We start from the raw sequence: 26,555 nt of genomic DNA on the forward strand, positions 1-26,555 counted from the left end.
TGTCTCCTCTACCTGATTTCCTTAATCTGAACTTGTGGAATAAGCTCAGCCACTTGATCCTTAGTACAAAGTCCTAACGAGAAAGCGGTGGCACTTCCTGAGGCAACACTATATCGGAATGCTTCGATTAAATCTCCTGTTCTTTCGTAAGCGGCCAAAAACCCTGCCACCATAGAATCCCCGGCCCCAACCGAGTTTTTAACCTTACCTTTTGGAACATTAGCGAGCAGCGTACTATCCTTATTAATGAATACCGCTCCTTGATCAGCCAGTGAAACAATGACATTTTCAGCTCCCATCGAGACAAGCTTTTTCCCAAACGGGATGACTTCCTCAGGGCTTGATATTACGGTATCAAACAGTTCTCCTAGCTCATGATGGTTTGGTTTAATTAAAAACGGCTTAAATTTTAGAACTTTTTTCAATAAGTCCCCTTCCGCATCAACAACAAATTGCGCTCCAGTTTCTTTACTGATTTTAACTAGCTCTTCATAAGTAGTTTTGGGCAATGTGCCTGGTATACTTCCCGCCAAGACTAATAAATCGGTCGCATTTAGTTGGCAAATTTTATCCTTCAACAAGCCGAAAGCAGTCTCTGATATATCCGGTCCTTTTGCATTAATTTCTGTTTCCTGGCCTGTTTTAAGCTTTATATTAATCCTAGAGTCCTCTACGACCTTCACAAAATCTGTTTCTATATTTTCTTTTCCAAGAAATTGCTCAATATATGCTCCGGTAAAGCCTCCGATAAAACCAAGCGCTTTACTGTTTGTTTCCATTTGCTTTAAAACTCTTGAAACATTAATTCCCTTTCCTCCAGGAAATTTTGCTTCGCTCTCAGTGCGATGTAATTCTCCCAACTGAAAGCTATCAAGTTTCACAATATAGTCAACGGAAGGGTTTAACGTTAATGTGTAAATCATGCTGTCACGACCTTTATTGTGGTTCTATTTAAATATTGATGTTCAATTTCTTCTTCTAGTTCATTTGTAATAATCGAGGCTTCATGAATATCGGCAATTTTGGCAAATGATATTTCCGAAAACTTAGTACTGTCTGCCAGTACAAAAGCCTCCCTTGATAAGAAAACCGCTTTTTGCTTTACCATTGCTTCTTCTTGGTCTGGGGTGGTAAAGCCGAATTGAGGATGGATGCCATTAACACCCATAAAGCATTTATCAAAACGGTAGAACTCAAGGCTTTCTAGGGCCCCCCGGCCAATTAATGCATTTGTTTTTTGTTTTGCAAACCCGCCAATTAAAAAAGTAGAAATACCTTTATTTAATAACCCCGGTAAATGCATAAAACCATTTGTTACCACGACAATATCGTTTGGCAGGCTATCAATCATTTCAAAAATAGTTGACCCTGCATCTAAATAAATGCAATCCCCTTCTTCCACTAAACCAGCCGCGTATTTTGCAATCAACTGTTTTTCATGAAGGTTTTTGGAGGATTTCTCCATCATGCTAGGCTCCTGGAGTTTTCCCTGCAGCCTTGATGCACCACCATGGATTCTTTTTAAAAACTTTTGTTCCTCAAGTTGAGACAAGTCCCTGCGAATCGTTGATTCGGAGGAACACGTTAGCTCCATGATTTCCTGGATTTTAATAATACCCTTTTCCTTTAATAATTGTAGAATAAGCCGATGACGTTCAGGAGTTAACAAGTCATCACCACCTATTTTTTTTTGTTATGTTTATATAATACTGTAACCGATTGCAAATATCAATCGTTTTCAGTCAAAAACATTCAAGTTTTTGACTGATTTTGAGCAAAAAATAAAAAACCCTTCCAAAACCATTCATGTTTTTACATACATTAAATTTTTTTCTACCACTCTTATTAGTATTATGCTATAATTATCTTGTCTTTAATTATGCGGGTGTGGTTTAATGGTAGAATTTCAGCTTCCCAAGCTGACGGCGGGGGTTCGATTCCCCTCACCCGCTCCAAATGATTTGGAGGAGTACCCAAGTGGTTATAAGGGGGCGCACTCGAAATGCGTTAGGACGGGCAACCGTTGCGTGAGTTCGAATCTCACCTTCTCCGCCATACATAGAACTAAAAACGCCAGAGATTTCTGGCGTTTTCTTATTGAAACAAAATATGTCATAATAATAAAGTCAATAATTTATGCAAAGGATGATATAGTTGAATATTACGGGTCATACATTAGAAAAATTGGAAGATCCATTTGGTTTATTATCGGGGGACCGTTACGAGATTTTTCTTGACCTTGATATAGATGAAGAGGATGAACTTTTTTCTGATAATGGGGTTGGGTTAAGGGTCCTTTTTGTAGTGGACGAGAACGGATCAAAAATCTCCAATTATCACTTTTTTGAAAAAGGGAGCGATAAAGTATTTGATTTTGCTCTTGAAGTTGATGAAGAGCAAATAGTTTTTGATTACTGCCAGAGCAGAATAAGAGCAGAATAAAAAGCAGGGGAACGACTCCCCTGCTTTTTGCCTGTTGTTACGCTTCTTTTTTGACTTTTGTCGCTGTCTTCTTTCTTGGAGGAGCTGCAGCAGTCTTTTTCGGCTTAGTACGATCAATTGAGGCCTGAAGGGCCGCCATTAAATCAGTCACATTCGTCGCAACTTCCTTCGTTGCGGCGGTTACTGTGTCTTTTCCTTGTCGTTTTGATTCGATTAATTCCAGCAAGGCTGTTCGATATTCATCTGTGTATTTTTCCGGCTCAAATTTGGATGTTAATTGGTCAATTAGCAAAATAGCTGTATCCAATTCCTTTTTCGTTACCTTATCTTCTGAAGGCACATTCGGAACATCCGCAGCCTTACGAACTTCATCGGGAAAATGAATGGTTTCCATGACTAAGGTGTTCTCATAGACGCGAATAACCGCAAGCTGTTCCTTCGATCTTATCACGATTTTAGCTATCCCAACCTTTTGGGATTCCTCTAATGCCTTTCGCAAAAGAGAATAGGCCTTACCTCCTCCCTCATTTGGTGACATATAATAACTTCTCTCAAAGTAAATTGGGTCAATTTCTTCAATTTTGACAAAGTCAATAATTTCAACAGCCTTTTCTTCATTTTCCTTCCGCAGTTTTTCTAGATCTTCCTCATCAAGAACAACAAATTTTCCTTTCGTATATTCATACGCCCTTACAATCTCTTCTGGTTTAACCTCTTCTTCACAAACAGTACAAACTTTTTCATATTTAATCGGGGCGTGACATTTCTTATGCAGTGTACGCAGCTTGATATCCTTATCTTCAGTTGCCGTATGAAGCTTGATGGGAATGTTAACAAGCCCGAAGCTGATACTACCTTTCCACATTGTATGCATAAACGTTTCTCCAATCTTTTTGTTATTAGTTTTTGTTCTCTTTGAGCTAACATTCCTAAAAACAAATGGAAATGGATGAAAGGCTTGTTTTTCAGCCAATATAATAAATGAAAACTCGCCGATTGGCGAGTCCGTTAGGACGGTTCATAAGGCGTAGTTGAATTTATGCGTTAAGAAAGGGCATTTTCCATGAAACCGATGCTCCCCACGCTGACTTTTGATCAGCCTGTTCAGAAAGACTGGCTCTTCGAAGTAAAATATGATGGATTTCGAGCCATACTCGATTGGGATTCAAACGGGATCGAATTGATAAGCCGAAATGGGAAATCCCTATTACCACAATTTCCGGAAATAGAGGATTTTTTATTACAGCATGAAAATGAATTTAAACCATTTCTGCCGCTTCGGCTCGATAGTGAACTTGTTTCCCTTGAAAATCCCTATAAAGCTAATTTTTCAGCCATTCAAATACGCGGCCGCTTAAAAGCAGCGAAAAAAATAGGTGAGCAAGCCAAAAATTCCCCCTGCCGCTTGATGATTTTTGATTTATTAGTCCAAAATGGGAAGCCGATGTATGGCCTTGAATTTTTAAAAAGAAAAGAAGAACTGAACAGATTATTTAAAAAAACAGGACTGGAATTAAATGCTGACCCATATAATAAGCAGCTTCTGCAGCCTGTTATGGCCTATGAGGATTTTAATGAAATATGGGAAAAAGTGGTGCTTTACGACGGTGAAGGGATCGTAGCTAAACAGGCCTCAAGTATTTGGGAGGAAGGAAAGCGGTCTTTACATTGGCTAAAGTATAAGAATTGGAAATATGTCAGCTGCTTTGTCACCTCCTATGATAAAACAAATGGCTATTTTTATGTGGGGGTCTATAAGGATGACTCCATTTACGGGGTAGGACAAGTTTTGTTCGGCTTTAAACCGGATGAAAAACAGGCCCTTGGGCAAATCTTAAAACAAAATATGGTCAAAGAGGATAACCAATTTATTTTTGTAGAGCCTGCCATCTGCCTGGAAGTGAAATATTTGGAGCTTTATGAAAACCAGCTTCGCGAGCCTCATTTTGACCATTTCAGATTTGATTTGGTACCTGAGGACTGCACCTATGATAAATTTATTTTTCAGCAAAAAAATCTGCCTGAAGACCTTGAAATCACTCATCCTGATAAGCCGCTGTGGGACAAGTTCAATATCAGGAAAGCTGATTATATTTTGTATTTAAGGGAAATTTCCCCGTATATGCTGCCATTTTTAAAAAATCGCTTACTTACCGTCATTCGCTTTCCGCACGGGATGTTTGGGGAAGCATTTTATCAAAAGAATTGTCCTGATTATGCTCCGGATTTTGTCCATACCCATACAGCTGATGACATTGATTATATTCTCTGCAATAACTTAAAAACCTTGATATGGCTTGGAAACCAGCTTGCCATTGAGTTTCATGTGCCATTTCAAACTACCATAAGCAAGGGGCCAAGTGAAATTGTGTTTGACTTAGATCCTCCATCACAGGATGAATTTCATTTGGCAATAAAGGCCGCTTTATTAATAAAAGAGGTTCTTGATCAGTTAAACTTGATCGGGTTTATCAAAACCTCCGGTAATAAGGGACTGCAAGTTTATCTTCCATTGCCAGAAGATGAATTCAGCTATGATGACACAAGATTGTTTACGAGCTTCATCGCCGAATATTTGATTTCAAAAGATCCCGATTCCTTTACGATCGAAAGAATGAAAAAGAAACGAGGAAACAGGTTATATGTGGATTATGTCCAGCATGGGGAAGGAAAAACGATTGTTGCGCCGTATTCGATGCGAGGGAACGAGCATGGCGGGGTTGCTACACCACTTTTTTGGGAGGAAGTAGACGAAAAGCTTAACCCTAGGATGTTTACATTAGACTATGCTTTAGAACGAATTAAGCAGTTTGGGGACCCATTTAAAAACTATTTCCAAACGAAATCAATTCAGCCCTTCGCACCAGTACTGGAAGTGTTAAAACAAAATGCACGAAAAACAGGAAATTAATATATTGGCCTTTCAAAAAGTCTGTTGATTGGCGCTCCAGGCACTTCGCTTTCCGCGCCAATCAACAGGTGTTAAATCTTTCTCGACAATTTGAGGATAAGGGGATTCCTTATCCTTTTAGCGTTGTACTTAAATACTCCTGCACTTCTCCTTGCAGCTTTTCGTAGGTTTGCTGCTCTGAGAGCTCCTCTTTGCGTGAAACTGTGAAGGTTTCGCCGCTTAGGTCAACACTTATAGCGGCTTTATATAGATATGTGGCATTGCCGATTAGATCAATCCGGTACTTGCCATCCTGCTGGTGAACAATGCAGTGAACCTTTCCGCCATTGTTATAAACCTGAATACTTGTTTCAAGTTCATTTAACCCCTGCAGGCAGGTTACTAAGGAAGAAGCAGACATCGCCGTTCCGCAGGCATCTGTAAAGCCAACTCCGCGCTCAAATGTCCGCACATAAATGGCGCCAGATTCAAGCGGCTTTACAAAACTCACATTCACCCCATCAGGGAATAATTCATTTGGTCCGTTGACTTTTTCACTTAATTCTTTTTGAAGGTTACCTTCCAGCTGTCCAGCAGTAACAATCGCCACTAAATGGGGATTTGGAACCGCCAGGGCTGTAAACATTAGATCATCCGAAAGCTCTTCAATTTTTTGATTCAGAAGCGTTGGCTGATCTAAATTCAGAGGCAAAGCACTTAATTCAAATAATACTGGTGAAATTTCTACCTGATAGGTGGGGACACCGTCATAAATTTCCGGTTTCCGGCTTACTTTGAGATTCGCCTTCATGGTTTCGATTACGGCTTCATCCAGCCCTTTTAGCTCGCAGACATGGCGGGCAACCAAGCGAAGCCCGTTTCCGCACATCGAAGCCTCAGAGCCGTCTGCATTAAAAACCCGCATTCTGCCATCCGCGTTTTCACTATTTATCACATACAATATTCCATCGGCACCAAGCTCGCCTTCCCGATTGCAAAGCAGCTTAGCAAGTTCAGCCCTTTCACTTTCGGAAAAAGAATAGCCATTCGTAATTTCATCAATAATTAGAAAATCGTTACCAGAGCCATGTCCTTTAATTAATGTTATGTCCACAAAAAAACCCCCGTCTAGCTGTTTGGTAAATTTATTATATATCATACCAAACAATAAGAAAGAGGGGAAACAAGTTGAATTTTATCTTTCAATAAAGTATTCATTTATTAAAAATGACAGCCTTAACAGCTTGTCCTCCTCTGATAATCTATCCGTGAAGGTGAGTACCGGGGTATTGGGATCCGGAAACAGGCCGCTCCATTCCATCGGCATCCAGCCTCTTCTAAGCCTTCCCACCATTTTTTCTCCTTTGTTTAAAACCTGCTCATCCATATACAACGCGGTGCCCTCAACGGCGCCAATATATTTACCGTTGGCATCCAGTAATTCTTTCTTGTATTTGTTCCAGGAAATTTTCCTTTTCTCCATGCACCCCAAGTAATTCCAATTCCTATCAAACACTTCAATTTTAAGAATTTTGCTTTCGTTTACCTTATAAAAACCAATCATCTCATCATGTGAGTTGCAGAGAGTAAAGGTTTTGTTGCGGTTAAAGTTGAAATAACCTCCGCCTGATTTTTTCACTATCGAGGCCGCTAAATGTCCGTTTGAAAAAAAAAGCTGTAACCTGGGAGAAAAGGTTTGGACATGAAGAAGTAACAAGTGACGGGCCTCAAAAAAAGACCGGGCAGGTTTTTCTTCTTTAATCAAGATCATATTTCGCTGAATCGACTGCGATTGCTTCATTCTAAAAAGATAGAGTTGAAACGCAAAGAAACTATAGAGGATAAACGGAATGGTTAAAAACATAATTTCATTTGTTTTAAAAAAGGAAAAATTCCCTGAAACAATCAGCATGGCCGGCAGTATGGCAGCAATGCTGCCGTTTAAACTAAGATTGGCGGAAGCCCGATAATGTTGGTCTATTCTCATTAAGAAAACTCCTTATCATTTCCTTTCTATATTAATCTATTTTTGCTTCCACTAAAAAATGATAGAAGTTTTTCTAGCAATCAAAAAATAGAAAAAGAAGATTCAATGTTGACCTCTTCTTTTACTCGTTTATATATTTTATGATAGAGTCTTTTAATGCTTTTGCATCCTCATAGCCTTGATTATAAAGTATTTCTAGTTTACGTGGATTACGTTCAATTCTTCCTACTTGAAGCGGTACTGTAGGGCGGATGACAAAGCTGCTCCCATTTTTCTCTTCTTCATCCAAGTAATTGAGCGTATCATTATATTGTTGATAGCGATTCCGAAGTGCTGTTAACAAACCACTATATTCAGGGTACCTTCTGTCAGCCAGAAAATGAAATTTAGATGGCTTTTTTTGATAACCGGCATTACGGGTTAAGATGACAATATTTTTTTCATAGCCATCCTGTTTTGCCTTTTTGATCGGAATGGGGTCGCTGATTCCGCCATCGAGCAGAATTTTTTCCTTAAAGCGGATTTCAGGTGCAATAAACGGCAATGAACTGGAGGCCCTTAAAACAGTCAGAAGATCTTTCCCATAATCCTTTTTATTATAATAAACAGGTTCACCAGTCATGCAATCAGTCGTCCCGATGACAAATTCTGAAGGATTTTGATAAAACCTGTCAAAGTCGTAAGGAATATGTTTGTTGGGAATTTCATCAAAAATAAAATCCATTCCAAAAATTTGCCGATTCTTAAAATAGTTTTTCCACGAAATATATCGCGGGTCAGAAGCATATTCAATCGTGACGGTTTTATTTCTGCCTTTTTGTTTCGATAAATAGGAGGCTGCATTGCATGCCCCTGCAGATACGCCAATAACATAGGGGAAGAACATTTCCTGCTCTAAAAAGTATTCGAGGACACCCGCAGTATAAACACCGCGCATCCCTCCGCCTTCCAAAACCAAACCGACTCGATGATTCATGCAGATCCGTCCCTTCTTTGCCAATTAAACAATAGAAATTATAGTTTATCTCTACCCATTTGCAAAATGAAAAGACTTTTTCAGCTATAAAAAATAGACTGTCAAAGACAGCCTATCATCCCTCACTTATTTTATTAACCGGAAAATCCATGGGAAACGGTATTCCTTTCCTTCATAAGCTTTCACCGCCGCAATGATATTAAATACTGCGGCCGCGATACCGACCACCCAAATTAGGAACAGCCCGACGAGTAGAACAATAAGGATACTGCTAATGACAAAGTAAACAATATAAGAAATTGTGAAATTAAAATATTCCTTCCCATGATAATCAATAAATGCTGATTCTTCCTTCTTTAACAGCCAAATAATCAGCGGTCCGATTACAGGCACAAAAAAATTCAACACATACATGACAGCAGCCATTGTTCTTTCCTCATTACTAACCAAACGCGGTCCCCCCTAATAAATACTCCTATATACTATTACGCAAAGCATATTTAAATGTGTCATTAGTACCAAAAAACACCGGAAAAATAATGAAAAAGCCTTTAATAACCACTTTTCCCTTGTTAAAATGGATAAAATACTATAAACCCATTCAGAAAGGTTTTACTTATGAAAAAATTACTTTTAAAAAACGCGGCCATTTACCCGGTTACAACTGCACCGATCCGCTGCGGTGATGTATTAATTGAAAATGGAAAAATAATAAAAGTAGAAGAAAGCATCACCTATGACGCAGACATCCAAATAATCGATTGCGAAGGGCACTGCCTCTTTCCTGGATTTATCGACGTTCACACCCATTTGGGTTTGTATGACGAAGGTACAGGCTGGGCCGGCAACGATGCCAACGAAACGCATGAGCCTATGACGCCGCACATCAGGGCCATTGATGGGGTTCATCCACTAGATCCTGCTTTTACAGATGCGGTAAAAAGTGGGATCACCACAGTCCATATTATGCCGGGAAGTGCCAATGTAATTGGCGGTACCACCGCCATCATCAAAACTACCGGAAAAAACATCAAAAAAATGATTGTCGAGGAGACGGCAGGGCTAAAGATTGCCCTAGGGGAAAACCCGAAGCGAATTCACAGTCATGGAAACAGTAATTCCATAACAAGAATGGGAATCATGGGGATGCTCAGAGAAGCTTTCTTTCAAGCCATTAACACGGAGAATCCTGATGATTTCCGGATTAAACCCCTCGTTATGGCACTGAAAAGAGAAATACCTGTAAGAATCCATGCCCATCGTGCAGATGACATTATTACTGCATTACGGCTCGCTGAAGAGTTTAATCTTGATTTGCGAATTGAACACTGTACGGAAGGGCATTTAATAGCGAATGAGCTTTCCGGTCTTGGCTTACAGGTATCGGTTGGCCCGACTTTAACGCGAAGATCGAAAATCGAACTAAAAAACAAAACATGGAAAACCTATCAGGAGCTTACCAAGCATGGTATTGATGTATCGATTACGACTGACCATCCATATGTACCCATTCAATATTTAAATATTTGCGCAAGTCTTGCCATCAGGGAAGGCTTGCCGGAACAAAAGGCGCTTGAAGGCATCACAATCCTGCCGGCCAAAAATCTGAAAATCGACCACAGAGTAGGAAGTATTGAAGCTGGAAAAGAGGCGGATTTGGTCCTATGGAGCCAACACCCTTTTCATTATTTGGCGAAACCATTATGGACAATGATTGGCGGTGAATTCATCTATCAGGATTCGTAGAAATTTGTTGAAAATTGGTAAAAAATTTCACCAAAAATCCTACAAATAACTATTTATTTTTTGAAATTTTTCTTGTATGATTTTCTAGGTGAAACTGATTTCATTAGCGTAATTCCATTGGGGGTTTACAATCAAAATCTGCTTTACACAAACAATTGAAAATTGGGAAGGCAAATGGTGCGCCACCAGTTTTGACTGGTTCTAGTGGGTTCGATTCCCACCCCGAAATTTTTTTTCAACTTAAAAAAATTTCGAGGGTGGACCGCTTCTTTTGACATGGGATCGGAATGCCCTAAATGGAGGGATAATCATGTTAAAAAAACGCGATGTACATGACAGCCACGAATTATACAATCTAATTACGCATCCAGATGTCTTCCCTTTTGTGCGCCAAAAAGCCGCTTCCTATGAGGAATTTTTATTTATGACAAAACAAACCATTGAAGCCGAAGAGCGCGGGGAGATCATATCCCGGACGATCCTTGATGAATGGGGATCACCAATCGGGACCATCAGCTTATTTGATGTTGAGGGCAACGCCGGATTTCTGGGAACCTGGCTCGGAAAACCATATCATGGTAAAGGCTACAATAGTTTAGCTAAAGACGCATTTTTTCAAGAGTTATTTTATGAATTAGGCATCGAAACAGTTTTTATGAGAATCCGTAAAGTTAATATTCGCTCCATAAAAGCTGCGGAAAAACTCCCCTATGTTATGAAAGCAAATGAATCTAGAAAATCGTTGTATGAACAATTAAACGCAAATGGTGACATTTTTGATTTATATGAAATTCCTAAAGACCTTTATACCTTAAATTTGCTGCGAAACGGCTCAAATTCAGAAGAATCTCAGCGTCTCGAAGCATAAAGTTGATTGCAAAAGAAAAGGCAGTCGTGGTTAATAAAACCTCGATTGCCTTTTTTAGTAAGATAAAAAATTATTCCGTTACGTTTTGTTCCATTGATTCATTTATATCACTAAGACCCATATGGAGCAAAAATTCTTCTAGTTCCTCATTTGTCAGCGTTTCAAAGCGGCCATCATGAAAAAACACTTGGGTTTGATTAGGATTAATTCGATTGAGGTTAAAACTCATACTCTTTGCTCCTTTCATCGATGATTACTTACTATTATTAACAAAAGGAGCTGCTATCATACTTGACTATCAAATAGTTCAAAAAATTATAAATCATTTTCCAGTGTCTATATTAACTTTTAAAAACCTTTCCTAAAACATCACAACCCCCGGTAACAGGAATAATGCTACCCGTAATAAAATCAGACTTTTCCTCTACGATAAAACCGATCACACGAGCGATATCTTCGCCAGTTCCCTGTCTTTCGAATGCTGCTGCACTGATTTTCGCTTCTGTGGCTTCGATAATATTCTTTTCTTTCCATTCATTTGTGATATCCCCTGGACAGACCATATTTGCTGTAATGCCGTATTCTCTTTCCTCTAACGCAATGGTCCGAGTTAAGGAGGCTAGGCCAGTTTTCGCAGATGCAAAGGCAGAACGGTAAATCCAGCCAGGAGCAGTTTCTGCCCTGTCAAAGCCTAATGTAATAATTCTTCCCCATTTTTGTTTTCGCATTAAAGGGATAATCTCTTTCGATAAATAAAAAAAAGAACTTAAATTTCCTTGAAGGATATAATTCCATTCGTCAAAGGTGTATTCCGCAAGCTTTTTTCGCTCATGTACATAAGGCCCTGCATTATGTATAAACACGTCGATGCTCCCATATGCTGATACGGCTTCCTTTACAATGCGGTGACAATCCCCTTCATTGGCGACATCACCTTGAATGGCAAGATTTTTTGTTCCAAATTGCCTGTCTAATTGCTTTGCTAAAGAATTTGCTTCCACTTCACTATTACGATAGTTGATTACAAGCTGATACCCTTTATCTGCAAGGTGGAAGGCTGTTGCCTTTCCTATTCCAGATACCCCTCCTGTAATCAAAGCTGTTCGTTTTCCCACAAACAATTACCTCTCTAAATATATTTTCACCTTATACTATATGTTAAAAAGAATCCTCTATTTATGCAAATATTTACTTTGCACTGGACAATATCCTTGGATGGTAATCCCAAGATTTAATAACCTATGGGCATTCATCTGCATACTATACCGTAACAATGTGTAAAGGATGTGACAGCATGCAGACTGTTATCAACATTTTCAGCTTTAAAATCAACAGTGTCTCAAACAATGGGTCTGTCAACATCGGTGACGCACTTCATAATGCGCACACGGCCAATACTAAATCCCAGGGACAAAATGCATCCTATGGAGATTTCGCACCGCCGACTGCTGCTATGGAGAATGTCTTTATTGATCCGGACATCAATGATATGGGAGATATCGCGAATCCATCTAACGTCTTTTCAAATCCCATATAAAGGACTGAAAAATTATCATGCCTTTTCAAATTAATATATTTAACATTAAAACAAATGCCATGAATAATAATGCCAACATTGATTTTGGCCCAATTGTCCAAAACAGCCATACCTCTAACCAAAAATTAATCGGTACGAATATGGCTTTTGGTGATTTATCTCCTTCATCCTCCGGTCATGTCAATGTTTATACCGATATTGATATTACTGATCAGGACCAAATTGCTAACCCTTCAGCCCCGATTTTGAATCAAATATAATTTTTAGCAATCGAAAGGATGTAATGTTATGTTCCCATGGAATATGTTCCCTTTTAACAAAGACGTGAGGGAATCTCTTCAAAAAATGAAACCAGAGGAGATTGACAAATACGTTCAGGATATCATTGGCAAGGTTTTACCCGGAAATATGAAAGGAATGATGAACCCGCAGGAAATGTTCAGTGGCTTTGGGCCGCAATCCTCCACTTCTCAGCCTGGAACCGGGGCATTAAACTCCTCAGCCTTTGAGACACACGATTACGTATTTGTAAGGATCCCCATTAAAGATGAAGAATGGATCAAAAAACTTCGCCTGTATCATACGTCAAATCAGCTTATTCTCGAACACATCCCCGAACCCGGAGATAAACACACCATCACCCTCCCAGCCATTGTCAAAAAGAAAGGTGCAGCAGCAAACTATAAAGATGGCACCCTTGAAGTGAAAATCCCGAAAAATATCGATATGCAGTTTTCACAGATTGATGTAACGGAAATTTTATAATACTAATTTCTTGCATGTTTTTTTATCAAATTAATAAGATGAAATAACTGGCCATTTTCAAGGGGTGATATGATGGAGATTGATAAATTAAAAAAATGGATGGATGCAGCGCATAGCTTCCAATCTGAGGATTTTTGGAACAATATTTTCGATTCCAAGCAAACTTCTGCAGCCCCTTTCAATCCACAAACCATCAGCGATTTTTTTCCAAAATGTGATTTATTCGAGGAGGATAATATGCTGATCCTTGAAGCCGAGGTCCCCGGATTGGAACGGGATCATCTCAATATATCCATCCAGCAGCAGGTGCTTACCATCAAAGGGGAATTTAAATCACTGCAGACTAATCGCAAGTATCATATTAAAGAACGGGCTAATCGGAAGTTTAAGAAGGAATTAATACTTCCGTATCCAACGGTCAGCCAACAAATAAAGACAGATATTAAAAACGGGATTTTAATGATTTTTATGCCCATTAATCTAGAAGAAGTTGAAGACATTCCTATTACCTTTAATTCTGCCGATCCTGAATAAAGTACTATGATGCAAATTTTGTCAGGAAAATTCACCAAGAAGCAAGGGCATAAAAAAATTTCCGAGTTAGAGAAAAGAATTGCTGTTCTTAAGGCGGCCATACAGGAATTTAAACAAGAAACAGAGTCAACAAAACCGAATGTAAAAAATGTTAATTTAAATTGGCATAATCTAAATAAATCTTTGATTGAAAAATTGACAGTGGGAAAGCAGGATAGCACCATCAATTTTGGTCAGTTAGATATTAATGAACTATCAGGACATTTAACAGTAGGAACGTCTTATGAAGGAGATTTTTCTGAAGAAATAAGAGCTAAGATAAAAGAAAAGCTTGAAAAGAAAGGTATAAAAGATGCTAAAGTTAAATGAAAACTCTAAAAAGGACAGCCAAAGGCTGTCTTTTTTAATGTCCATTAGTAGAATTGTCGTGACCTTTCATATCCATATTTGAGTGGCTTGCATTTGGGTCTTCGGGTTCACTTGGTGTACCGACAACGAAATCCTTTTTGGGCATGCTGTGCATGTCTCTTGCAGTCACATGGGAAATTACATAGTAGGTACCTTCGGTTGGAAAGGATTTTTCTAAGCGGTAAATTCCATTTTCCGCATGTTTAACATTGATTTTTTCATGTTTTTCGTCTTTTGACCGCCAAATCTCAAACGTCACTTCATCTGCGTCCTCAACTGCTTCTTTTCCTTGAGTTACCTTTGCCTCAAATATAACCGGCTTATTTGGTTCTGCTTTTTCCGGTTTAATAGTAAGAGCTACCTCTATTATTTGCGGAGGCTCATTGGTTGCGTTATGATTTTCCTGTTTACCGCAAGAGGCTGCCAAAATTAAAAAAAGAATAGACAGCACACACCAAAGAAATTTTTTCATTTATTTTCCCCTCCTATCTCTTCACTTGAATTGTACATACTTACCAATATTATTGCAAAAAATAGATTTTAACAAGTCAATGAAAGGAGAAACCTATGACAACACCATACAGATGTCCAAATTGTAAAACCAATCGAAGCCGTTTTAATATTATTCAACAAGTATCTCATTCCGTAAAAATGGACCCTCAGTCGGGCTCTGTCATTCGAGAATACGCCAGTAATGAGTTAGAACCGTTTCATCTTCCGTACAACGGACCTGATTATCGAGTTCAATGCGGGGCCTGCGGATTAATTGAAGATGAACGAACATTTATCAAACATGGCGAACAGCCAATCTAGTATTTCACTAAAAAAACACCTTATGGAGGAAATCTCCTCTCATTAAGGTGTTTTTTGTTTATAGGTTATTTACTTTAATAAATTGTTTCGAATCAATCTTCCAAGCATCTGCAGGAGAAAAGCGCACCAAATGAATAGCCCCTTTATAGATCTGTCGGCCGCGATTTTTTATCACCCAATCAATTTCAACGGGAACCTCCAAGCTAATTTCTTCTAATAAATCCTCTGGTGGCAATAACTCCATGCGTGAAATTCTAACATTTTCAATATTCTTTAGAATTGGCTTCAAACGGATATTTTGCACCGAAGCCTCTGAAATAATGCTTGCATCCTGTTGTTTAAAGCCAGTTATGTAAGCATTGATTACCTCGTAAGGATTGGCTTCACCCAGATAATCGTCCAATTTTCCAGCTGATTTGAGAATCATCAGCTTATGGGATAAATCCATGGAATTTGTCCGATGCGTTGTGCTCCCATAAAAATGAATACAAAAATGGCCCGGAAAATTATTTTTTAAAGCACCGGCCCCGTGGGGCATTCCATGCATGGATGCAGCAATCCAATTGTCTTTTTGATCCATAACGATTATCGCCCTGCGTTTCCAGCTCCATTTTCCGCCATAAATTTTTTTCATGATTTTCGTATCTTTTACGGTTAATGGTTGAACATCAGCATGATTGCTGCCAGCACGCCGCTGCACCTTAAATCGTTTCCCCGTTTCCAGATCGATGACGGTAAATTTAGAATACCGCGGCAATATTACATCGACCTGTTTCCAATCAAGCATTTCGATTTTATAACTGATATCGCTATCGGCCTGAACCCTTTGCCCAACGAGGAGGATGCCGATCAATAGCCAAATGATGGATATCTTCTTCATTAAATCCCCCCCTTTAAATACAAAAAATACACTATTTAAAGAGTTACCTGAAGAAGTCATGTTCATTCATTAAATTTAATAAGCCTGCCCCCGCTGCTTAACTTAAGCAGATTGGTGGCAGGCCCTTCGTTTATTGCATTTTTTCTTTTAAGACTTCGACTGCTTTTTGAACTTGGGTATCGTCAGATTTGATTTTTTCCCTTAATAGTTCCATCAGTTTCATGGTAGAGTCGCCTTTTAGGATTCCATCAGCCGGCAGGTTATTGGCGGTCTGGAATGCAGTTACAGCCTCTTTTGTCTTTTCATCAAAGAATCCGTCTTCACGGCCCGGGTCAAAACCAATGGCTTTTAACATTTTCTGAGCGGTTTGGACTTCAGCTGAAGATGAAGAGAATGACAGCTCTTTATCAGGATTAATGATTGACAAGGATGCATAATCCGGTAATGCCACTTCCACATCAGGCTTAATCCCTTTTTTATGAATCCAATTACCATTAGGTGTCAGCCACTTGGCAATCGTAAATTTCAGGTTGGAGCCGTCTGTGAAATTGGAAGCAGTCTGCACGGTTCCTTTCCCGAACGATTTTTCGCCAACCAATGTAACACCAGCTGATTCTTTAACCGCAGAAGCAAGGATCTCAGATGCACTGGCGCTGCCTTTATCAATAAGAACAACTAAAGGAAGATTAGGACTGCCGGCATTTTGTGATGCAATTTCTTTTATCTTGCCATTACGGTCTTCTTCCTTAACAATTACTTTTCCTTTTGGAACAAACATACTCGATATACTTACAGCCTGGTCCAAAAGACCGCCTGGGTTCTGTCTAAGGTCTAATACAAGACCTTTCATCCCTTTCTTCTGCAAGTCATTTAATGTACTTGTCAATTCTTTTGCGGTATTAGTTGAAAAGCTTGTAATTTGCACTTTTGCGATTTTGTCATCAACCATTTCCCCATAGACCGTTTCAATCGGGATTTGATCGCGAATAATCGGTACAGAAATCGGGGTATCTTGTCCTGTTCTCTTAATGGACAATTCGACCTTCGATCCCTTCTTGCCCCTGATAATGGTTACAGCCTGAGTAGATGTCATGCCCTGAAGGGTTTTTCCATCAACTGAAAGAATAATGTCATTAGGCTGTAAACCGGCTTTTTCCGCCGGGGACCCTTTTATCGGCGAGACAATCATAATATGACCGTCTTTTTCTTGAATCTCAGCGCCAATTCCTTCGAACGATGAAGAAATGCTGTTATTAAAATTTTTGGCCTCATCTTTGCTCATATAATCAGAATAAGGATCGTCCAAGGATTCCACCATTCCGTTAATGGCTCCATTAATCAGTTTTTGATCATTTACCTTTTTGTAATAATCCTTATTTAAGGTGTCAAATGCTTCATACAGTTTTGCAAATTCTTTTCGGTCGTTGTTAACTGTCACTACTTTTTCATCACCAAATGAAAGGGCAACTGTAGTGATTCCTGCTGATAAAAAAACAATCAAAAAAAGCAGCATAATAAAGTGAAATCTTTTTAAACGAATATATCCCGGCTTATTGTTATCCGACATTTGCTCCTGCTCAACTTTTTCCTGATCCATTTTCTCTTCTTCCAAAGCCTTCACCACTTTCATTAACCATCAAAATAAGAAGCGGACTTGCTTTCGTGACTAGCAAAGTCAAGACTCGCTATAATTTTTGAAGCACTTTATAAATCTAAAAAATTACCCTTAGTGTTTAGAATAACATCTTTTTAATAAATTTAACAAAGAAAAGTTAATGAAAAAATTATTAAATATTAATTAAAAATAGTAACCCCCTTCTTTCCGGAAGGGGGTTATGTCGATTATTCCTTAATAGCTGCTTCCAATGCGACTTCTATCATATCATTAAAGGTCAATTGTCTTTCTTCGGCCGTTGTCTCTTCCCCGGTTAAAATATGGTCACTGACAGTTAAAATAGAAAGGGCCCGACGGCCAAACTTGGCAGCAAGAGTATAAAGCGCTGTTGTTTCCATTTCAATAGCAAGGATTTGATATTTCGCCCACTTTTCAAGTTCGGCATTATCGTTATAAAAGGAATCCGCTGTAAAAACGCTGCCTACTTTTAGGTTAAGCCCCTTCTGCACCCCTGCATCATAGGCATTTTTCAACAAATCAAAATTTGCCGCAGGAGCATAGTCAACATGTCCAAACGTCAGCCGATTGATATTAGAATCAGTTGAGCTTGTCATCGCCAATATGACATCACGGACCTTTACATCCTTTTGGATAGCACCGCAAGTACCGACCCGAATTAAGTTTTTTACATTATAACTTTGGATTAATTCATTCACATATATAGAAATGGACGGAACTCCCATTCCTGTTCCTTGAACGGATATTTTTTTCCCTTTATATGTACCAGTAAATCCAAACATATTCCGAACTTCGTTATAGCACACTGCCCCCTCTAAAAACGTATCAGCAATGTATTTGGCACGAAGCGGATCTCCCGGAAGAAGTACTGTTTCAGCAATTTCATGCTCTTTTGCGCCGATATGTACACTCATCAATGGAACCCTCCTTATTATGTATGTGCAATAACATGTTGCACCATAGTCACTATAACATACAGCATTTTTTAATAAAAACCAAAATGAGAAAAAACATGATTTTTTATTTTTTGTGGGGAATTATATTTGTAGGCCCAAATTTATATTTTGAAAATTACCTATTGGAGGTTTGAAAATGGGAAAAAAACATCGAAACCGAATTCGTGGGCAGAAAAAAAATAATCACGTGCCGCCGGAAGCCATCATTGCTGAACATGAGGCACACGCAAAAGAGGATAGTGCTACCGGAGGCAGAAAGCACTAATGCATTAAAAGAGGCTGACAAAACGGGTCAGCCTTCTCTATCTGTTTAAAAGAATTATTCTATTTATAGGGAACCAGCCGCCAGGCTGAAGTTGAAAATAATATTGACCTCCGCGCCCCTCATCAATTAAAACAATATCCCATGTGGATAGAAATCTTCCTTTATAATTGGGAGGGATTCTATCTGTAACATTAAATTGGCTAAAGGTTTCCTGAAGACATTTTTCTCTGCTGCCCGCTTGAATGGTTGTCCGGTAAACCTGTTTATGCCCTTTCCTTTCGCGATGTTTTGGAGTTTGAAAGAGCGTCACATCATATTGAATACAGGTCCTTCTTGTCAGCATTTTGATCATAATACCCCTCCAATTATTTGAATAATTTGTCTATTTTAATAATTAAAGACGGGTATTGTCGATTCCTTCAAAGAAACAACACTATTTTTGTCGAAAAAAGTTTTTTATAAAAAAACAATGGTGATTTTCTCTGCTAACGGGCCTGTTGATTTCCGCTCCGGGCACTCGCTTTCCGCGGGGAGATCCTGGAGCCTCCTCGGCGCTATAGCGCCTGTGGGGTCTCCAGTGACCTCTATATCCCGCAGGAGTCGAGTGCCCTCCACTCCAATCAACAGGGAGGCAAATTAATTTAAACTTTGCCACACACATTTTTCGAACCTTGCTATGTGTGTCACCTTTATCAGGGACATTTCACTCTTAGATTCCTTTGATTTTGTCCTTCATCGGCTTTATGAAGAACATTTTATTCTTGGGTTCATTCGATTTTGTCCCTCATCGACTTTATGACGGACATTTCCTTCTTGCGTTCCTAAGCGAAGTGGCTGGAGCGCCAATCAACAGACTTGTTGCAAAGCCTTTAATTAACGCGGTGAATTATTATAAAAGGTGGGCAAAATAAAAGGCTATCGATTGTTTCGACAGCCTGACAATGGCACCATTGTTTAATATTTATAAATTATTAAGAATATCTGCCAATCACATTTTGGATTTGCTGTCTTAGAGAAGGGATATCGGAATTGGTAACGGTCATTCTTACGTTTGTTTCATCCGTTCCGAGTGCTTCTGAGAATAAACCAGAAAGTCCTCTTGTCTTGCGGTCGACCTGGAACATTAGGTCAAGACCGCCATTTCCAGCAGGGAAGAACACAACTTCAAGCTCATCTAAGCGTCCACGGAATGATCCGGATACTGGAACAAACTCAAATTCTTGAACAAATGGCAGGCGTCCGCGCAATCTTCTCGGCGCTTCTTCACAATCGGCCTCACGAATTCTAAATCCAAGGCTGTCGACCGCATCAAAGACCGCAGACATTAACGGGTTGGGGACAACCTTGAGATAGTCTTTGTCCCCCGGATCCACTGCTCCTTTAATATCTAATCCAGTGGAAACCCACACTTTAGACCGTCCAATAGATAAGGGAGTATCATATGGCAGCTGGAACGTAAACGGGATTTCCCTCTTCTCATTAACATTTATTGTAAACGGTGTAGTAATCCGGAAACGGTCGATGGTGGCAGTGACCGTATACTTACGGTCATCCGATTCTTTTAAGTAGGTTGTATTTAAAGCAAGGTAAATTTCTTCAATCTGTTGATCCACTTTACCCCCTTTTATTTCTACAACCCCTTTCACTGTTTCTCCCGGCATGTAAGTGTCCTTTTCAAGCTTCGTGTCCACGGTCGCAGCGCCAATTCCAACACTGGCAAACATTTTGTTAAAGAGTGACATCGTTTATTCCTCCTAAATCATTCATAAGATTTTGTATATCTTTTTTTACTTGCACGCAATTGTCATAAGGAGTCTCAAGCATGAGCAATTTTCGTAAAATGTGTTTAGCATTGTCTGTTATATCTAATTCCTCTTCCCAGCTCATTTCCTTCTTATTTTCAGGAAATGAGAAGTTTGAATATATCAAAAACAGCAGAAAGTGACCCAGACCATAAAAATCAGCCTGGAAATTCAGCTCTTTCCGGGGGTTCGATTCCTTGGATTTTTCACCTCCGACGTTACCCAAAGATCTGGCCAACCCCAGATCAATTAACTTAATCGCTGACCCGTCAAAAATTACATTTGGTATCCGGATATCCCTATGAACAATATTTCGCTCATGAAGATAGCCGATCATCTCAAGCAGCTCATAGCCAATGGAAAAAGCTTTTCTTTCGGTTAACTTCCATCCCTCAGAGAAAATAAGTTGCTCGTAATTCTTACCCTTGATATATTCCATTGTAAAATACGGTATATGTTTATATGTACCCCCCTCATAGTAATGTGGGAAACCCGGATGGTGAATGGAGTTCAGCAATTCTTTTTCAAATTCAAACCCTTTCAGGCCAGTCCTGGTGATTCTTTTATGAAGCCTTAATGCTTTTAAAACTTTGTAATCTTGGGAGGAAAGATCAAGTACTAAATAGCTATGTCCGTAACTCCCCATCCCAAGATGCTCCATCACCTTATAGCGGCCAGAAATTATTTCTTCTTTGGAAAACGGTTTTTCAATGAAACTTGATAAACCTAATATTAATCTTTTATACATTTCGGCAGACCCTTTTTTTCACAGTTAACTGCTAAAGAAACTAGACAGGAAGCTGCCGCTTTTATGCTTCTTTTTATAGTGATAATGCCCCATCTGGCTGTGCTTATAATGGTTCTTTTTTTTCCAATGGTCACTTGAAGACCCATACTTTTGATGATGAAGCTGGTTCTTAAAAATTGATTTAAGGATTTTTTTGAACATCAATATCCCCCCAATCTTTCGTATTCATATATACGAGAGGGACAAAAAAAGGTTTCGCGATTTTTAAAATTTTTAGGACGTTTTACCCGTTTAAAACAAAAAGCGAGCATGGACTGCTCGTCTTTCGTTTTCATCTATATAATAGTCATTTTTTTAGGAAAGCAGTTATAACTTAATCATCCTGTACTTCTTCATCAATAATGCTTTTTTCAATTAAATATTCGAACGTAATGTCTGCGATTTCCTCTAATTCCTCTTCGCTAGGAACGTATCCTCTTTTGACAAGTTCGTGAAAGAAAAATTCAGCAATTTCTTCTGTATCAATAAATACTTCAATTTCTCTCAAGTCATCGCCCCCTTTTTACAGAATGTATGACCGTTAAAGCTTTTTCATGCTAGTTACTTTGGGATGTCTAATTGGTTCGAGGTGGAATTCTATTGAAGATTAAAATTTTTCAGTTCTGAAATTGCTGGACAAGCATAGGATGAATAACAAGATATCGACGAGGTGATTGTATGACGAATTTACTTTGGAAACTTGAGGCTTGGATGGAAGATGTAAATCGTGAGGATAGCGTCACCCTCCAATATTTCGAAAAAATCTTAGATTCCTTGTTTTCTCTTATTAAATGGGCTGGTATTCCATTTATTCTTTATCTATTGTTTGAAATATTAACTTGACAGCTAGACATGGCTTTTGCCATCGTTATTAACAAGACTTTCCAACTTCTTCAGGATAACCCGCATAACTTGATAATATTCTTGATCATGAAATAATTCATAAAGAATTCGGTAGTCATTAAATATGTCTAACAGATTATCAATTAATTCTTTTTTCTCCTTTTTGCGAGAAATTTCTTCAAATTCTGCTTTTCTCACCATGTTCTGTATATTTGGGCTTTTTGTGGTTTTATCTTGTTTGTTCACTAAGTATAAAAGACCAAGCTTTTGAATAAATGTATCAGCACTTTCTGCATCAGCGACAAGTGTCAATTCTTCTTCCCCGACTTCCAGCCATTCCCCGTCACTTATCCTTGACAATTCGTAAATGACATCTTCCCAGGCGTCTTCTTTATAGCGCCAAATTTCTGTCCGAAAGCCAATCACTTTAAAAAGATCCGCACCGTAGCCGCTAACTTGAACCAAATCGCCTATAAAAAACTTGTATTCTATATCAATTTGTTCCTGTTCTAAGACCTTGCCATCATATTCTGAGAGCAATTCCAATGCTGATTCATTAAATAAACCATGGCTTTTATTGACTTCATACACATAATCTCCGTCCAGCCATTTCACATCCGTCACTCTGCCTACAGTCCCGTAAATTGTAATCACAACCGTATCGCCTATTTTATACTTTGGTTTTTTCCTTTTTGTCATTTCCTCTCCTCCCCTTTAAAGATTAGCCGTGAATTTTGATTACAATAGTATATGCGAACATCTTTTTAAAAGCGCTAGACATTTTTAAAATGAAAAAATCGCCTCATCATGAAGGCGATTTATCGGTCTTTATACTCTGACAAAGTATATATCTGCCAGGCCTCATCAAAGGTTGACATAGAATCCAAATAATGGCCGTTAAGTTCAAGATAGGCCGTTAGTTCATAATAATCCAGTGAATATTTAGGAAAGTCATGATCCAAATAGGCGTGATTGGCAAACCGGCTGATTGCGTCTTTTGGGGCCGGATGCCGGTATTTCATTAAAAAATGGTAAAATGATTTATTCATTGATAAAACGCCTTTCTAAAAAGACTTCTTTTTATCAATAAATATTAATCCAACCACTCTCACGTGTCCAGTACTTATGAAAAATCAAAGTAGTTTCTTTTTAATAAGCGAGGGATGCTCATAAGCTCCTTAAAAGTAATGATCTTCCCCACCTTCTTACTGTCAATTAAAAATAATTGATCTTCTATTTCTTTAATGGTCGCCTCGCTTTGATATACCATGGAACAATCAGGACAGTCGAAAGCAGGTGTCTCCGTGATTTCAATTGCCCGCGAGCCATCAGGCAATTCCCAATAAACTGTACTGGAAACACTTTTTACGTTTTCACTGCTGCACCATTCACAAACCAAGACCATCAACTCCTTTCCCTACTCTGTTGGCGAGTCTGCCTTTACTTCGGTATTTTGCTCCGCTTCATTCTCCTTTTGGATTAACGCTTGATACTTTTTCTCCTTCAATTCATCCCGCTTGCTTCGCTTATCCTTTAATGTGGAGTGGGCAGGATCTTCGGTGTATCCCTTACGGCGATTTAATCTCGACAAACCTTCCGGAACAAGATTAAAGTGCTGGTCATTCATAATTCCAGCGATGCCATTGAGCGATTTTTTCTCATCTATATCTGGATAAACCTCTTTAAAATAGGCATCTGCTCTGCCAGGCAGATAATTTTCCGGCTCTGGATAAGAGGTAATCACTCCTTCAAAATTGCGGAGGACAACTTTCTCAGGGCTTTGGGAAATCAGATAATTCGGCTGCAGAGCAATTTTTCCGCCGCCGCCGGGAGCGTCTACCACAAAGGTAGGTACCGCATACCCAGAAGTATGGCCGCGAAGTCCCTCAATGATTTCAAGCCCCTTGGAAACTGGGGCACGGAAATGGCCAATCCCTTCTGACAAATCACATTGGTAAATATAATATGGCCGTACCCGAATTTTCACGAGGTCATGCATTAATTTTTTCATAATCGGAACACTGTCGTTGATTCCGGCAAGGATAACGGACTGATTGCCAACAGGAACACCGGCATTTGCTAGCATTTCACACGCACGTTTCGAATCTTCTGTTATTTCAATTGAAGTATTGAAATGTGTATTTAGCCAAATAGGGTGGTATTTTTTTAAAATGTTGCAAAGGTTTTCCGTAATTCTTTGTGGAAAAACAACAGGTGCTCTTGTCCCGATACGAATAATTTCGATATGGTCGATTTCGCGCAAATTCTTCAAGATATATTCCAAAATATTATCATTGATTAACAGCCCGTCTCCGCCGGAAATAAGAACATCCCTTACCTGCGGGGTCTGCCGTATATAGGAAATGGCTGCATCAAGCTGCTTTTTTGGAACGCCCATACCAATCTGCCCGGAGAACCGCCGTCTTGTACAATAGCGGCAATACATCGAGCACTGATTCGTGACCAGAAATAAAACCCTGTCTGGATAACGGTGTGTTAATCCAGAAACCGGCGAATCCTCGTCTTCATATAAGGGATCTTCAAGATCGTATTTTGTCTTATAAATTTCCTTTCCGACTGGGACAGATTGCATTCTGATTGGACAGCGTGGATCATCAGGATTCATTAGGGATGCGTAATAAGGTGTAATGTTTAAGGGGATGGTTTTAGTTGAGATTCTTACCCCCTCTTCTTCATCGGGGGTAAGATTGATTACCTTTTTTAAATCGTCAAGGGTACGAATTGTATTGGTTAACTGCCAAAGCCAATCGTTCCACTGATCTTCCGTTACATTTTTCCAAAGCTCTATGTCTTTCCAATGCCGGTTAGGCTTATATAAAAATTGTTTCATTCATTATTCCTCCTACTCCTTGCTTACTTTAATATTATGCAAGTATCGTGCCAAAGCGAAAAACAAAGGTGCCCGTTTGTGTTCTGCCGGTCAGAAGGAGGAATTGAATACTTTTTTTCATTTTTAGAAAATGAAAAGGTGCCGAAAAGTCGGCACCAATTAACATTACATCAATTTTTTTAATTTATATTGTAAAGTCTGTCTTGGGATTTCCAAAAGCTCGGCAGCCTGTTTTACATTGCCGCCGGATTGTTCCAACGCCTCGATGATCAGTTTTCTTTCAAGGTCATCGACATGTTGACGCAGTGATAGATTTACACATTCCCTGACATTCCTTCTTATAAGGGATGAATGCTGCTTTAACATTATTGGCAAGTCTTCAGTGGTTAATAAACTGCCATTGCAGACATTCATCATATATTCCAATGTATGTTTTAATTCACGGACATTTCCAGGCCATTGATAATCCATGAAGAGGATTTCTAGGTTTCCTTCCATTCCTAGGATATTTTTTTTGAGTTTATGATTATATTCTTGTATGAAGAATTTGCATAAATAAATAATATCTTCCTTTCTTTCCCGAAGCGGCAACAAAGAAAAGGTAAATACATTTAAGCGATAATAAAGGTCAGAGCGCAGTTTTTCTTCTTGAAGTAATTTATTTGGATGAACATTTATCGCAGCGATGACACGGACATCCACGGCACTGGTTTCAGAACTCCCCACTCTTCTGACCATCCCCTCCTCTAAAACCCTAAGGAGCTTCGCCTGCAATTCAATTGGCATCGCGTGAAGTTCATCAAGAAACAGGGTGCCCCCATCAGCAAGCTCAAATAACCCTTTTCTGTCAACGGCCCCCGTATAGCTTCCTTTGGCCGTTCCAAACAGCATACTTTCAAGCAGGGTTTCAGGGATGGCAGCGCAATTTTGCGCAATAAAGGGCCCGTTTGACCGTCTTGATTCATGATGAATTCCTTGTATAAATAATTCTTTACCGGTACCAGATTCACCGTATACAAGGATGGGAGAATCCGATTTTGCCAGTTTCCTGGCTTCCTCCTTCATTCTATTGAAGATTGGGTTTACCGTTTTTAAATCATTTAACGTATAGCGGACCTGCGGAGGGGTCTTTTTCCGTTTGCTTTTGTTCAGTCCTTTTTGCAGGTCTAGCAGCCTTTCCGCAAGCAGTTTCATCCGCGAATAATCTTTTGCAATTTCAACTGCACCGATAATTTCATCATTCAGCAGAATTGGCAAGGTAGTATTCATGGTGTCAATTCTGGTGCCATGTAAATTAACGTATTCTTGGGTCTGGTTATAGATTGGCTTAGCTGTTTTGATAACCTTTAACAAGGTGCTTGAATCTTCTGTTAGGGAAGGGAAAGCCTCTAACAGGTGCTTCCCAAGAACCTCTGTCACCTCCATTCCATCATGCCTTGCCGCTACTTCATTATAAAAAATGGTCTTCCCTTCGATATTAACCACATGGATTCCTTCATCAATACTTTTTAAAATGGCACTTAGAACTTCCTGTGTTAAAGCAGTTAATTGGCCCATTATTTCACCTGCCCC

The 26,555-nt window shown here is 39.2% G+C and carries 35 protein-coding genes and 2 tRNA genes; 14 read left to right on the forward strand and 23 right to left on the reverse strand.

Going from position 1 to position 26,555, the window contains the following annotated elements; genetic code table 11:
* Window positions 1-8: 8 nt before the first annotated feature.
* On the reverse strand, window positions 9-923 hold the full coding sequence (gene pfkB / locus ACNQGS_RS07535; protein WP_491486791.1) for a 1-phosphofructokinase: 915 nt from the start codon (window positions 921-923) through the stop codon (window positions 9-11).
* Complete coding sequence (locus ACNQGS_RS07540) at window positions 920-1,669, reverse strand: DeoR/GlpR family DNA-binding transcription regulator (protein ID WP_491486792.1); 750 nt, start codon at window positions 1,667-1,669, stop codon at window positions 920-922. The genes pfkB and ACNQGS_RS07540 overlap by 4 nt, the downstream gene beginning before the upstream one ends.
* A gap of 212 nt (window positions 1,670-1,881) precedes the next feature.
* On the opposite strand from ACNQGS_RS07540, the gene ACNQGS_RS07545 reads away from it, so the two are divergent.
* The 3 genes from ACNQGS_RS07545 (at window position 1,882) to ACNQGS_RS07555 (ending at window position 2,442) form a co-directional block, all read left to right on the forward strand.
* A tRNA-Gly gene (locus ACNQGS_RS07545) sits at window positions 1,882-1,955 on the forward strand.
* 8 nt (window positions 1,956-1,963) lie between these two features.
* Window positions 1,964-2,055: transfer RNA gene (locus tag ACNQGS_RS07550), tRNA-Ser, on the forward strand.
* A 99-nt stretch (window positions 2,056-2,154) separates the two neighbouring features.
* Entirely contained in the window at window positions 2,155-2,442 is a 288-nt protein-coding gene (locus ACNQGS_RS07555) for a DUF6509 family protein (RefSeq protein ID WP_491486793.1), read from the forward strand.
* Window positions 2,443-2,479: 37 nt separating this feature from the next.
* Here the strand turns inward: ACNQGS_RS07555 and ku are convergent, their stop codons facing one another.
* Complete coding sequence (ku, locus tag ACNQGS_RS07560; RefSeq protein WP_491486794.1) at window positions 2,480-3,316, reverse strand: non-homologous end joining protein Ku; 837 nt, start codon at window positions 3,314-3,316, stop codon at window positions 2,480-2,482.
* Between the two features lie 189 nt (window positions 3,317-3,505).
* Between ku and ACNQGS_RS07565 the strand changes: the two genes are divergently transcribed.
* A complete protein-coding gene (locus ACNQGS_RS07565; protein ID WP_491486795.1) occupies window positions 3,506-5,353 on the forward strand; it encodes a DNA ligase D in 1,848 nt (615 codons plus the stop codon).
* A 109-nt stretch (window positions 5,354-5,462) separates the two neighbouring features.
* Here ACNQGS_RS07565 and dapF read toward each other — a convergent pair whose 3' ends face one another.
* The 4 genes from dapF to ACNQGS_RS07585 all read right to left on the reverse strand — a co-directional run bounded on the left by dapF (window position 5,463) and on the right by ACNQGS_RS07585 (window position 8,745).
* A complete protein-coding gene (gene dapF, locus ACNQGS_RS07570; protein WP_491486796.1) occupies window positions 5,463-6,446 on the reverse strand; it encodes a diaminopimelate epimerase in 984 nt (327 codons plus the stop codon).
* A gap of 81 nt (window positions 6,447-6,527) precedes the next feature.
* A complete protein-coding gene (locus ACNQGS_RS07575) occupies window positions 6,528-7,319 on the reverse strand; it encodes a hypothetical protein (protein ID WP_491486797.1) in 792 nt (263 codons plus the stop codon).
* Window positions 7,320-7,440: 121 nt separating this feature from the next.
* Complete coding sequence (locus ACNQGS_RS07580) at window positions 7,441-8,295, reverse strand: patatin-like phospholipase family protein (protein WP_491486798.1); 855 nt, start codon at window positions 8,293-8,295, stop codon at window positions 7,441-7,443.
* Between the two features lie 126 nt (window positions 8,296-8,421).
* Window positions 8,422-8,745 (reverse strand): DUF4870 domain-containing protein, encoded by a 324-nt coding sequence (locus ACNQGS_RS07585; RefSeq protein ID WP_249366902.1) that lies wholly within the window; start codon window positions 8,743-8,745, stop codon window positions 8,422-8,424.
* 168 nt (window positions 8,746-8,913) lie between these two features.
* Between ACNQGS_RS07585 and ACNQGS_RS07590 the strand changes: the two genes are divergently transcribed.
* Window positions 8,914-10,041, forward strand: a complete 1,128-nt coding sequence (locus ACNQGS_RS07590; RefSeq protein ID WP_491486799.1) for an amidohydrolase — start codon at window positions 8,914-8,916, stop codon at window positions 10,039-10,041.
* 310 nt (window positions 10,042-10,351) lie between these two features.
* Window positions 10,352-10,909 (forward strand): GNAT family N-acetyltransferase, encoded by a 558-nt coding sequence (locus ACNQGS_RS07595; RefSeq protein WP_491486800.1) that lies wholly within the window; start codon window positions 10,352-10,354, stop codon window positions 10,907-10,909.
* 70 nt (window positions 10,910-10,979) lie between these two features.
* On the opposite strand, the gene ACNQGS_RS07600 is transcribed toward ACNQGS_RS07595, so the two are convergent.
* Entirely contained in the window at window positions 10,980-11,138 is a 159-nt protein-coding gene (locus ACNQGS_RS07600; protein WP_213120507.1) for a hypothetical protein, read from the reverse strand.
* A 112-nt stretch (window positions 11,139-11,250) separates the two neighbouring features.
* A complete protein-coding gene (locus ACNQGS_RS07605) occupies window positions 11,251-12,024 on the reverse strand; it encodes an SDR family oxidoreductase (RefSeq protein WP_491486801.1) in 774 nt (257 codons plus the stop codon).
* A 179-nt stretch (window positions 12,025-12,203) separates the two neighbouring features.
* On the opposite strand from ACNQGS_RS07605, the gene ACNQGS_RS07610 reads away from it, so the two are divergent.
* From ACNQGS_RS07610 to ACNQGS_RS07630, 5 genes are all read left to right on the forward strand, one after another.
* A complete protein-coding gene (locus ACNQGS_RS07610; protein WP_213120505.1) occupies window positions 12,204-12,446 on the forward strand; it encodes a spore germination protein in 243 nt (80 codons plus the stop codon).
* Between the two features lie 17 nt (window positions 12,447-12,463).
* Window positions 12,464-12,706: a spore germination protein gene (locus ACNQGS_RS07615; RefSeq protein WP_213120504.1), complete on the forward strand. Its 243-nt coding sequence runs from the start codon at window positions 12,464-12,466 to the stop codon at window positions 12,704-12,706.
* 28 nt (window positions 12,707-12,734) lie between these two features.
* On the forward strand, window positions 12,735-13,211 hold the full coding sequence (locus ACNQGS_RS07620) for an Hsp20/alpha crystallin family protein (protein WP_491486802.1): 477 nt from the start codon (window positions 12,735-12,737) through the stop codon (window positions 13,209-13,211).
* Between the two features lie 72 nt (window positions 13,212-13,283).
* Window positions 13,284-13,745 (forward strand): Hsp20/alpha crystallin family protein, encoded by a 462-nt coding sequence (locus ACNQGS_RS07625; protein ID WP_491486803.1) that lies wholly within the window; start codon window positions 13,284-13,286, stop codon window positions 13,743-13,745.
* 9 nt (window positions 13,746-13,754) lie between these two features.
* Window positions 13,755-14,114 carry a hypothetical protein gene (locus ACNQGS_RS07630; protein ID WP_491486804.1) on the forward strand — a complete coding sequence of 120 codons (360 nt, stop codon included), beginning with the start codon at window positions 13,755-13,757 and terminating at the stop codon, window positions 14,112-14,114.
* Window positions 14,115-14,148: 34 nt separating this feature from the next.
* On the opposite strand, the gene ACNQGS_RS07635 is transcribed toward ACNQGS_RS07630, so the two are convergent.
* Window positions 14,149-14,625: a FixH family protein gene (locus ACNQGS_RS07635; RefSeq protein WP_491486805.1), complete on the reverse strand. Its 477-nt coding sequence runs from the start codon at window positions 14,623-14,625 to the stop codon at window positions 14,149-14,151.
* Window positions 14,626-14,720: 95 nt separating this feature from the next.
* Here ACNQGS_RS07635 and ACNQGS_RS07640 point away from each other — a divergent pair, with 95 nt between their 5' ends.
* On the forward strand, window positions 14,721-14,966 hold the full coding sequence (locus ACNQGS_RS07640) for a DNA alkylation repair protein (protein ID WP_241114009.1): 246 nt from the start codon (window positions 14,721-14,723) through the stop codon (window positions 14,964-14,966).
* Between the two features lie 58 nt (window positions 14,967-15,024).
* On the opposite strand, the gene ACNQGS_RS07645 is transcribed toward ACNQGS_RS07640, so the two are convergent.
* From ACNQGS_RS07645 to deoD, 3 genes are all read right to left on the reverse strand, one after another.
* On the reverse strand, window positions 15,025-15,846 hold the full coding sequence (locus ACNQGS_RS07645; RefSeq protein ID WP_491486806.1) for a hypothetical protein: 822 nt from the start codon (window positions 15,844-15,846) through the stop codon (window positions 15,025-15,027).
* Between the two features lie 130 nt (window positions 15,847-15,976).
* Window positions 15,977-17,476 carry a lmo1851 family serine protease gene (locus tag ACNQGS_RS07650; protein WP_491486807.1) on the reverse strand — a complete coding sequence of 500 codons (1,500 nt, stop codon included), beginning with the start codon at window positions 17,474-17,476 and terminating at the stop codon, window positions 15,977-15,979.
* A 212-nt stretch (window positions 17,477-17,688) separates the two neighbouring features.
* On the reverse strand, window positions 17,689-18,393 hold the full coding sequence (gene deoD / locus ACNQGS_RS07655) for a purine-nucleoside phosphorylase (RefSeq protein ID WP_491486808.1): 705 nt from the start codon (window positions 18,391-18,393) through the stop codon (window positions 17,689-17,691).
* 178 nt (window positions 18,394-18,571) lie between these two features.
* Between deoD and ACNQGS_RS07660 the strand changes: the two genes are divergently transcribed.
* Complete coding sequence (locus ACNQGS_RS07660) at window positions 18,572-18,700, forward strand: hypothetical protein (protein WP_213120496.1); 129 nt, start codon at window positions 18,572-18,574, stop codon at window positions 18,698-18,700.
* 37 nt (window positions 18,701-18,737) lie between these two features.
* On the opposite strand, the gene ACNQGS_RS07665 is transcribed toward ACNQGS_RS07660, so the two are convergent.
* From ACNQGS_RS07665 to ACNQGS_RS07685, 5 genes are all read right to left on the reverse strand, one after another.
* Complete coding sequence (locus ACNQGS_RS07665) at window positions 18,738-19,052, reverse strand: YodL domain-containing protein (protein WP_491486809.1); 315 nt, start codon at window positions 19,050-19,052, stop codon at window positions 18,738-18,740.
* Window positions 19,053-19,671: 619 nt separating this feature from the next.
* Window positions 19,672-20,442 (reverse strand): sporulation protein, encoded by a 771-nt coding sequence (locus ACNQGS_RS07670; RefSeq protein WP_491486810.1) that lies wholly within the window; start codon window positions 20,440-20,442, stop codon window positions 19,672-19,674.
* The gene (locus ACNQGS_RS07675) at window positions 20,429-21,250 is read right to left on the reverse strand and encodes a serine/threonine protein kinase (RefSeq protein WP_491486811.1); all 822 of its coding nucleotides are present in this window, start codon (window positions 21,248-21,250) and stop codon (window positions 20,429-20,431) included. The genes ACNQGS_RS07670 and ACNQGS_RS07675 overlap by 14 nt, the downstream gene beginning before the upstream one ends.
* A gap of 24 nt (window positions 21,251-21,274) precedes the next feature.
* The gene (locus ACNQGS_RS07680) at window positions 21,275-21,451 is read right to left on the reverse strand and encodes a hypothetical protein (protein WP_241114008.1); all 177 of its coding nucleotides are present in this window, start codon (window positions 21,449-21,451) and stop codon (window positions 21,275-21,277) included.
* Window positions 21,452-21,623: 172 nt separating this feature from the next.
* On the reverse strand, window positions 21,624-21,797 hold the full coding sequence (locus tag ACNQGS_RS07685; RefSeq protein ID WP_213120491.1) for a YozD family protein: 174 nt from the start codon (window positions 21,795-21,797) through the stop codon (window positions 21,624-21,626).
* Window positions 21,798-21,967: 170 nt separating this feature from the next.
* Here ACNQGS_RS07685 and ACNQGS_RS07690 point away from each other — a divergent pair, with 170 nt between their 5' ends.
* Complete coding sequence (locus ACNQGS_RS07690) at window positions 21,968-22,132, forward strand: hypothetical protein (RefSeq protein ID WP_491486812.1); 165 nt, start codon at window positions 21,968-21,970, stop codon at window positions 22,130-22,132.
* Window positions 22,133-22,135: 3 nt separating this feature from the next.
* On the opposite strand, the gene yodN is transcribed toward ACNQGS_RS07690, so the two are convergent.
* The 5 genes from yodN to ACNQGS_RS07715 form a co-directional block, all read right to left on the reverse strand.
* On the reverse strand, window positions 22,136-22,831 hold the full coding sequence (gene yodN, locus ACNQGS_RS07695; protein ID WP_491486813.1) for a germination protein YodN: 696 nt from the start codon (window positions 22,829-22,831) through the stop codon (window positions 22,136-22,138).
* Window positions 22,832-22,950: 119 nt separating this feature from the next.
* The gene (locus ACNQGS_RS07700) at window positions 22,951-23,181 is read right to left on the reverse strand and encodes a YozE family protein (RefSeq protein ID WP_213145133.1); all 231 of its coding nucleotides are present in this window, start codon (window positions 23,179-23,181) and stop codon (window positions 22,951-22,953) included.
* Window positions 23,182-23,255: 74 nt separating this feature from the next.
* Complete coding sequence (locus ACNQGS_RS07705) at window positions 23,256-23,537, reverse strand: YokU family protein (RefSeq protein WP_213145325.1); 282 nt, start codon at window positions 23,535-23,537, stop codon at window positions 23,256-23,258.
* A 12-nt stretch (window positions 23,538-23,549) separates the two neighbouring features.
* A complete protein-coding gene (gene kamA, locus ACNQGS_RS07710) occupies window positions 23,550-24,983 on the reverse strand; it encodes a lysine 2,3-aminomutase (protein WP_491486814.1) in 1,434 nt (477 codons plus the stop codon).
* 165 nt (window positions 24,984-25,148) lie between these two features.
* Window positions 25,149-26,540, reverse strand: a complete 1,392-nt coding sequence (locus ACNQGS_RS07715; protein WP_491486855.1) for a sigma-54 interaction domain-containing protein — start codon at window positions 26,538-26,540, stop codon at window positions 25,149-25,151.
* Between the last annotated feature and the right edge of the window lie 15 nt (window positions 26,541-26,555).

It is taken from the genome of Neobacillus sp. PVCKKU3 (assembly GCF_058323225.1).

What these genes read in the sequence shown, in the direction of transcription:
- pfkB (WP_491486791.1), bottom strand. Translation starts at nt 923, where the DNA reads ATGATTTACACATTAACGTTAAACCCTTCCGTTGACTATATTGTGAAA.
- ku (WP_491486794.1), bottom strand. Translation starts at nt 3,316, where the DNA reads ATGCATACAATGTGGAAAGGTAGTATCAGCTTCGGGCTTGTTAACATT.
- ACNQGS_RS07565 (WP_491486795.1), top strand. Translation starts at nt 3,506, where the DNA reads ATGAAACCGATGCTCCCCACGCTGACTTTTGATCAGCCTGTTCAGAAA.
- ACNQGS_RS07575 (WP_491486797.1), bottom strand. Translation starts at nt 7,319, where the DNA reads ATGAGAATAGACCAACATTATCGGGCTTCCGCCAATCTTAGTTTAAAC.
- ACNQGS_RS07580 (WP_491486798.1), bottom strand. Translation starts at nt 8,295, where the DNA reads ATGAATCATCGAGTCGGTTTGGTTTTGGAAGGCGGAGGGATGCGCGGT.
- ACNQGS_RS07590 (WP_491486799.1), top strand. Translation starts at nt 8,914, where the DNA reads ATGAAAAAATTACTTTTAAAAAACGCGGCCATTTACCCGGTTACAACT.
- ACNQGS_RS07595 (WP_491486800.1), top strand. Translation starts at nt 10,352, where the DNA reads ATGTTAAAAAAACGCGATGTACATGACAGCCACGAATTATACAATCTA.
- ACNQGS_RS07600 (WP_213120507.1), bottom strand. Translation starts at nt 11,138, where the DNA reads ATGAGTTTTAACCTCAATCGAATTAATCCTAATCAAACCCAAGTGTTT.
- ACNQGS_RS07610 (WP_213120505.1), top strand. Translation starts at nt 12,204, where the DNA reads ATGCAGACTGTTATCAACATTTTCAGCTTTAAAATCAACAGTGTCTCA.
- ACNQGS_RS07615 (WP_213120504.1), top strand. Translation starts at nt 12,464, where the DNA reads ATGCCTTTTCAAATTAATATATTTAACATTAAAACAAATGCCATGAAT.
- ACNQGS_RS07620 (WP_491486802.1), top strand. Translation starts at nt 12,735, where the DNA reads ATGTTCCCATGGAATATGTTCCCTTTTAACAAAGACGTGAGGGAATCT.
- ACNQGS_RS07625 (WP_491486803.1), top strand. Translation starts at nt 13,284, where the DNA reads ATGGAGATTGATAAATTAAAAAAATGGATGGATGCAGCGCATAGCTTC.
- ACNQGS_RS07630 (WP_491486804.1), top strand. Translation starts at nt 13,755, where the DNA reads ATGCAAATTTTGTCAGGAAAATTCACCAAGAAGCAAGGGCATAAAAAA.
- ACNQGS_RS07635 (WP_491486805.1), bottom strand. Translation starts at nt 14,625, where the DNA reads ATGAAAAAATTTCTTTGGTGTGTGCTGTCTATTCTTTTTTTAATTTTG.
- ACNQGS_RS07640 (WP_241114009.1), top strand. Translation starts at nt 14,721, where the DNA reads ATGACAACACCATACAGATGTCCAAATTGTAAAACCAATCGAAGCCGT.
- ACNQGS_RS07645 (WP_491486806.1), bottom strand. Translation starts at nt 15,846, where the DNA reads ATGAAGAAGATATCCATCATTTGGCTATTGATCGGCATCCTCCTCGTT.
- ACNQGS_RS07650 (WP_491486807.1), bottom strand. Translation starts at nt 17,476, where the DNA reads ATGAAAGTGGTGAAGGCTTTGGAAGAAGAGAAAATGGATCAGGAAAAA.
- deoD (WP_491486808.1), bottom strand. Translation starts at nt 18,393, where the DNA reads ATGAGTGTACATATCGGCGCAAAAGAGCATGAAATTGCTGAAACAGTA.
- ACNQGS_RS07660 (WP_213120496.1), top strand. Translation starts at nt 18,572, where the DNA reads ATGGGAAAAAAACATCGAAACCGAATTCGTGGGCAGAAAAAAAATAAT.
- ACNQGS_RS07665 (WP_491486809.1), bottom strand. Translation starts at nt 19,052, where the DNA reads ATGATCAAAATGCTGACAAGAAGGACCTGTATTCAATATGATGTGACG.
- ACNQGS_RS07670 (WP_491486810.1), bottom strand. Translation starts at nt 20,442, where the DNA reads ATGTCACTCTTTAACAAAATGTTTGCCAGTGTTGGAATTGGCGCTGCG.
- ACNQGS_RS07675 (WP_491486811.1), bottom strand. Translation starts at nt 21,250, where the DNA reads ATGTATAAAAGATTAATATTAGGTTTATCAAGTTTCATTGAAAAACCG.
- ACNQGS_RS07680 (WP_241114008.1), bottom strand. Translation starts at nt 21,451, where the DNA reads ATGTTCAAAAAAATCCTTAAATCAATTTTTAAGAACCAGCTTCATCAT.
- ACNQGS_RS07690 (WP_491486812.1), top strand. Translation starts at nt 21,968, where the DNA reads ATGACGAATTTACTTTGGAAACTTGAGGCTTGGATGGAAGATGTAAAT.
- yodN (WP_491486813.1), bottom strand. Translation starts at nt 22,831, where the DNA reads ATGACAAAAAGGAAAAAACCAAAGTATAAAATAGGCGATACGGTTGTG.
- ACNQGS_RS07700 (WP_213145133.1), bottom strand. Translation starts at nt 23,181, where the DNA reads ATGAATAAATCATTTTACCATTTTTTAATGAAATACCGGCATCCGGCC.
- ACNQGS_RS07705 (WP_213145325.1), bottom strand. Translation starts at nt 23,537, where the DNA reads ATGGTCTTGGTTTGTGAATGGTGCAGCAGTGAAAACGTAAAAAGTGTT.
- kamA (WP_491486814.1), bottom strand. Translation starts at nt 24,983, where the DNA reads ATGAAACAATTTTTATATAAGCCTAACCGGCATTGGAAAGACATAGAG.
- ACNQGS_RS07715 (WP_491486855.1), bottom strand. Translation starts at nt 26,540, where the DNA reads ATGGGCCAATTAACTGCTTTAACACAGGAAGTTCTAAGTGCCATTTTA.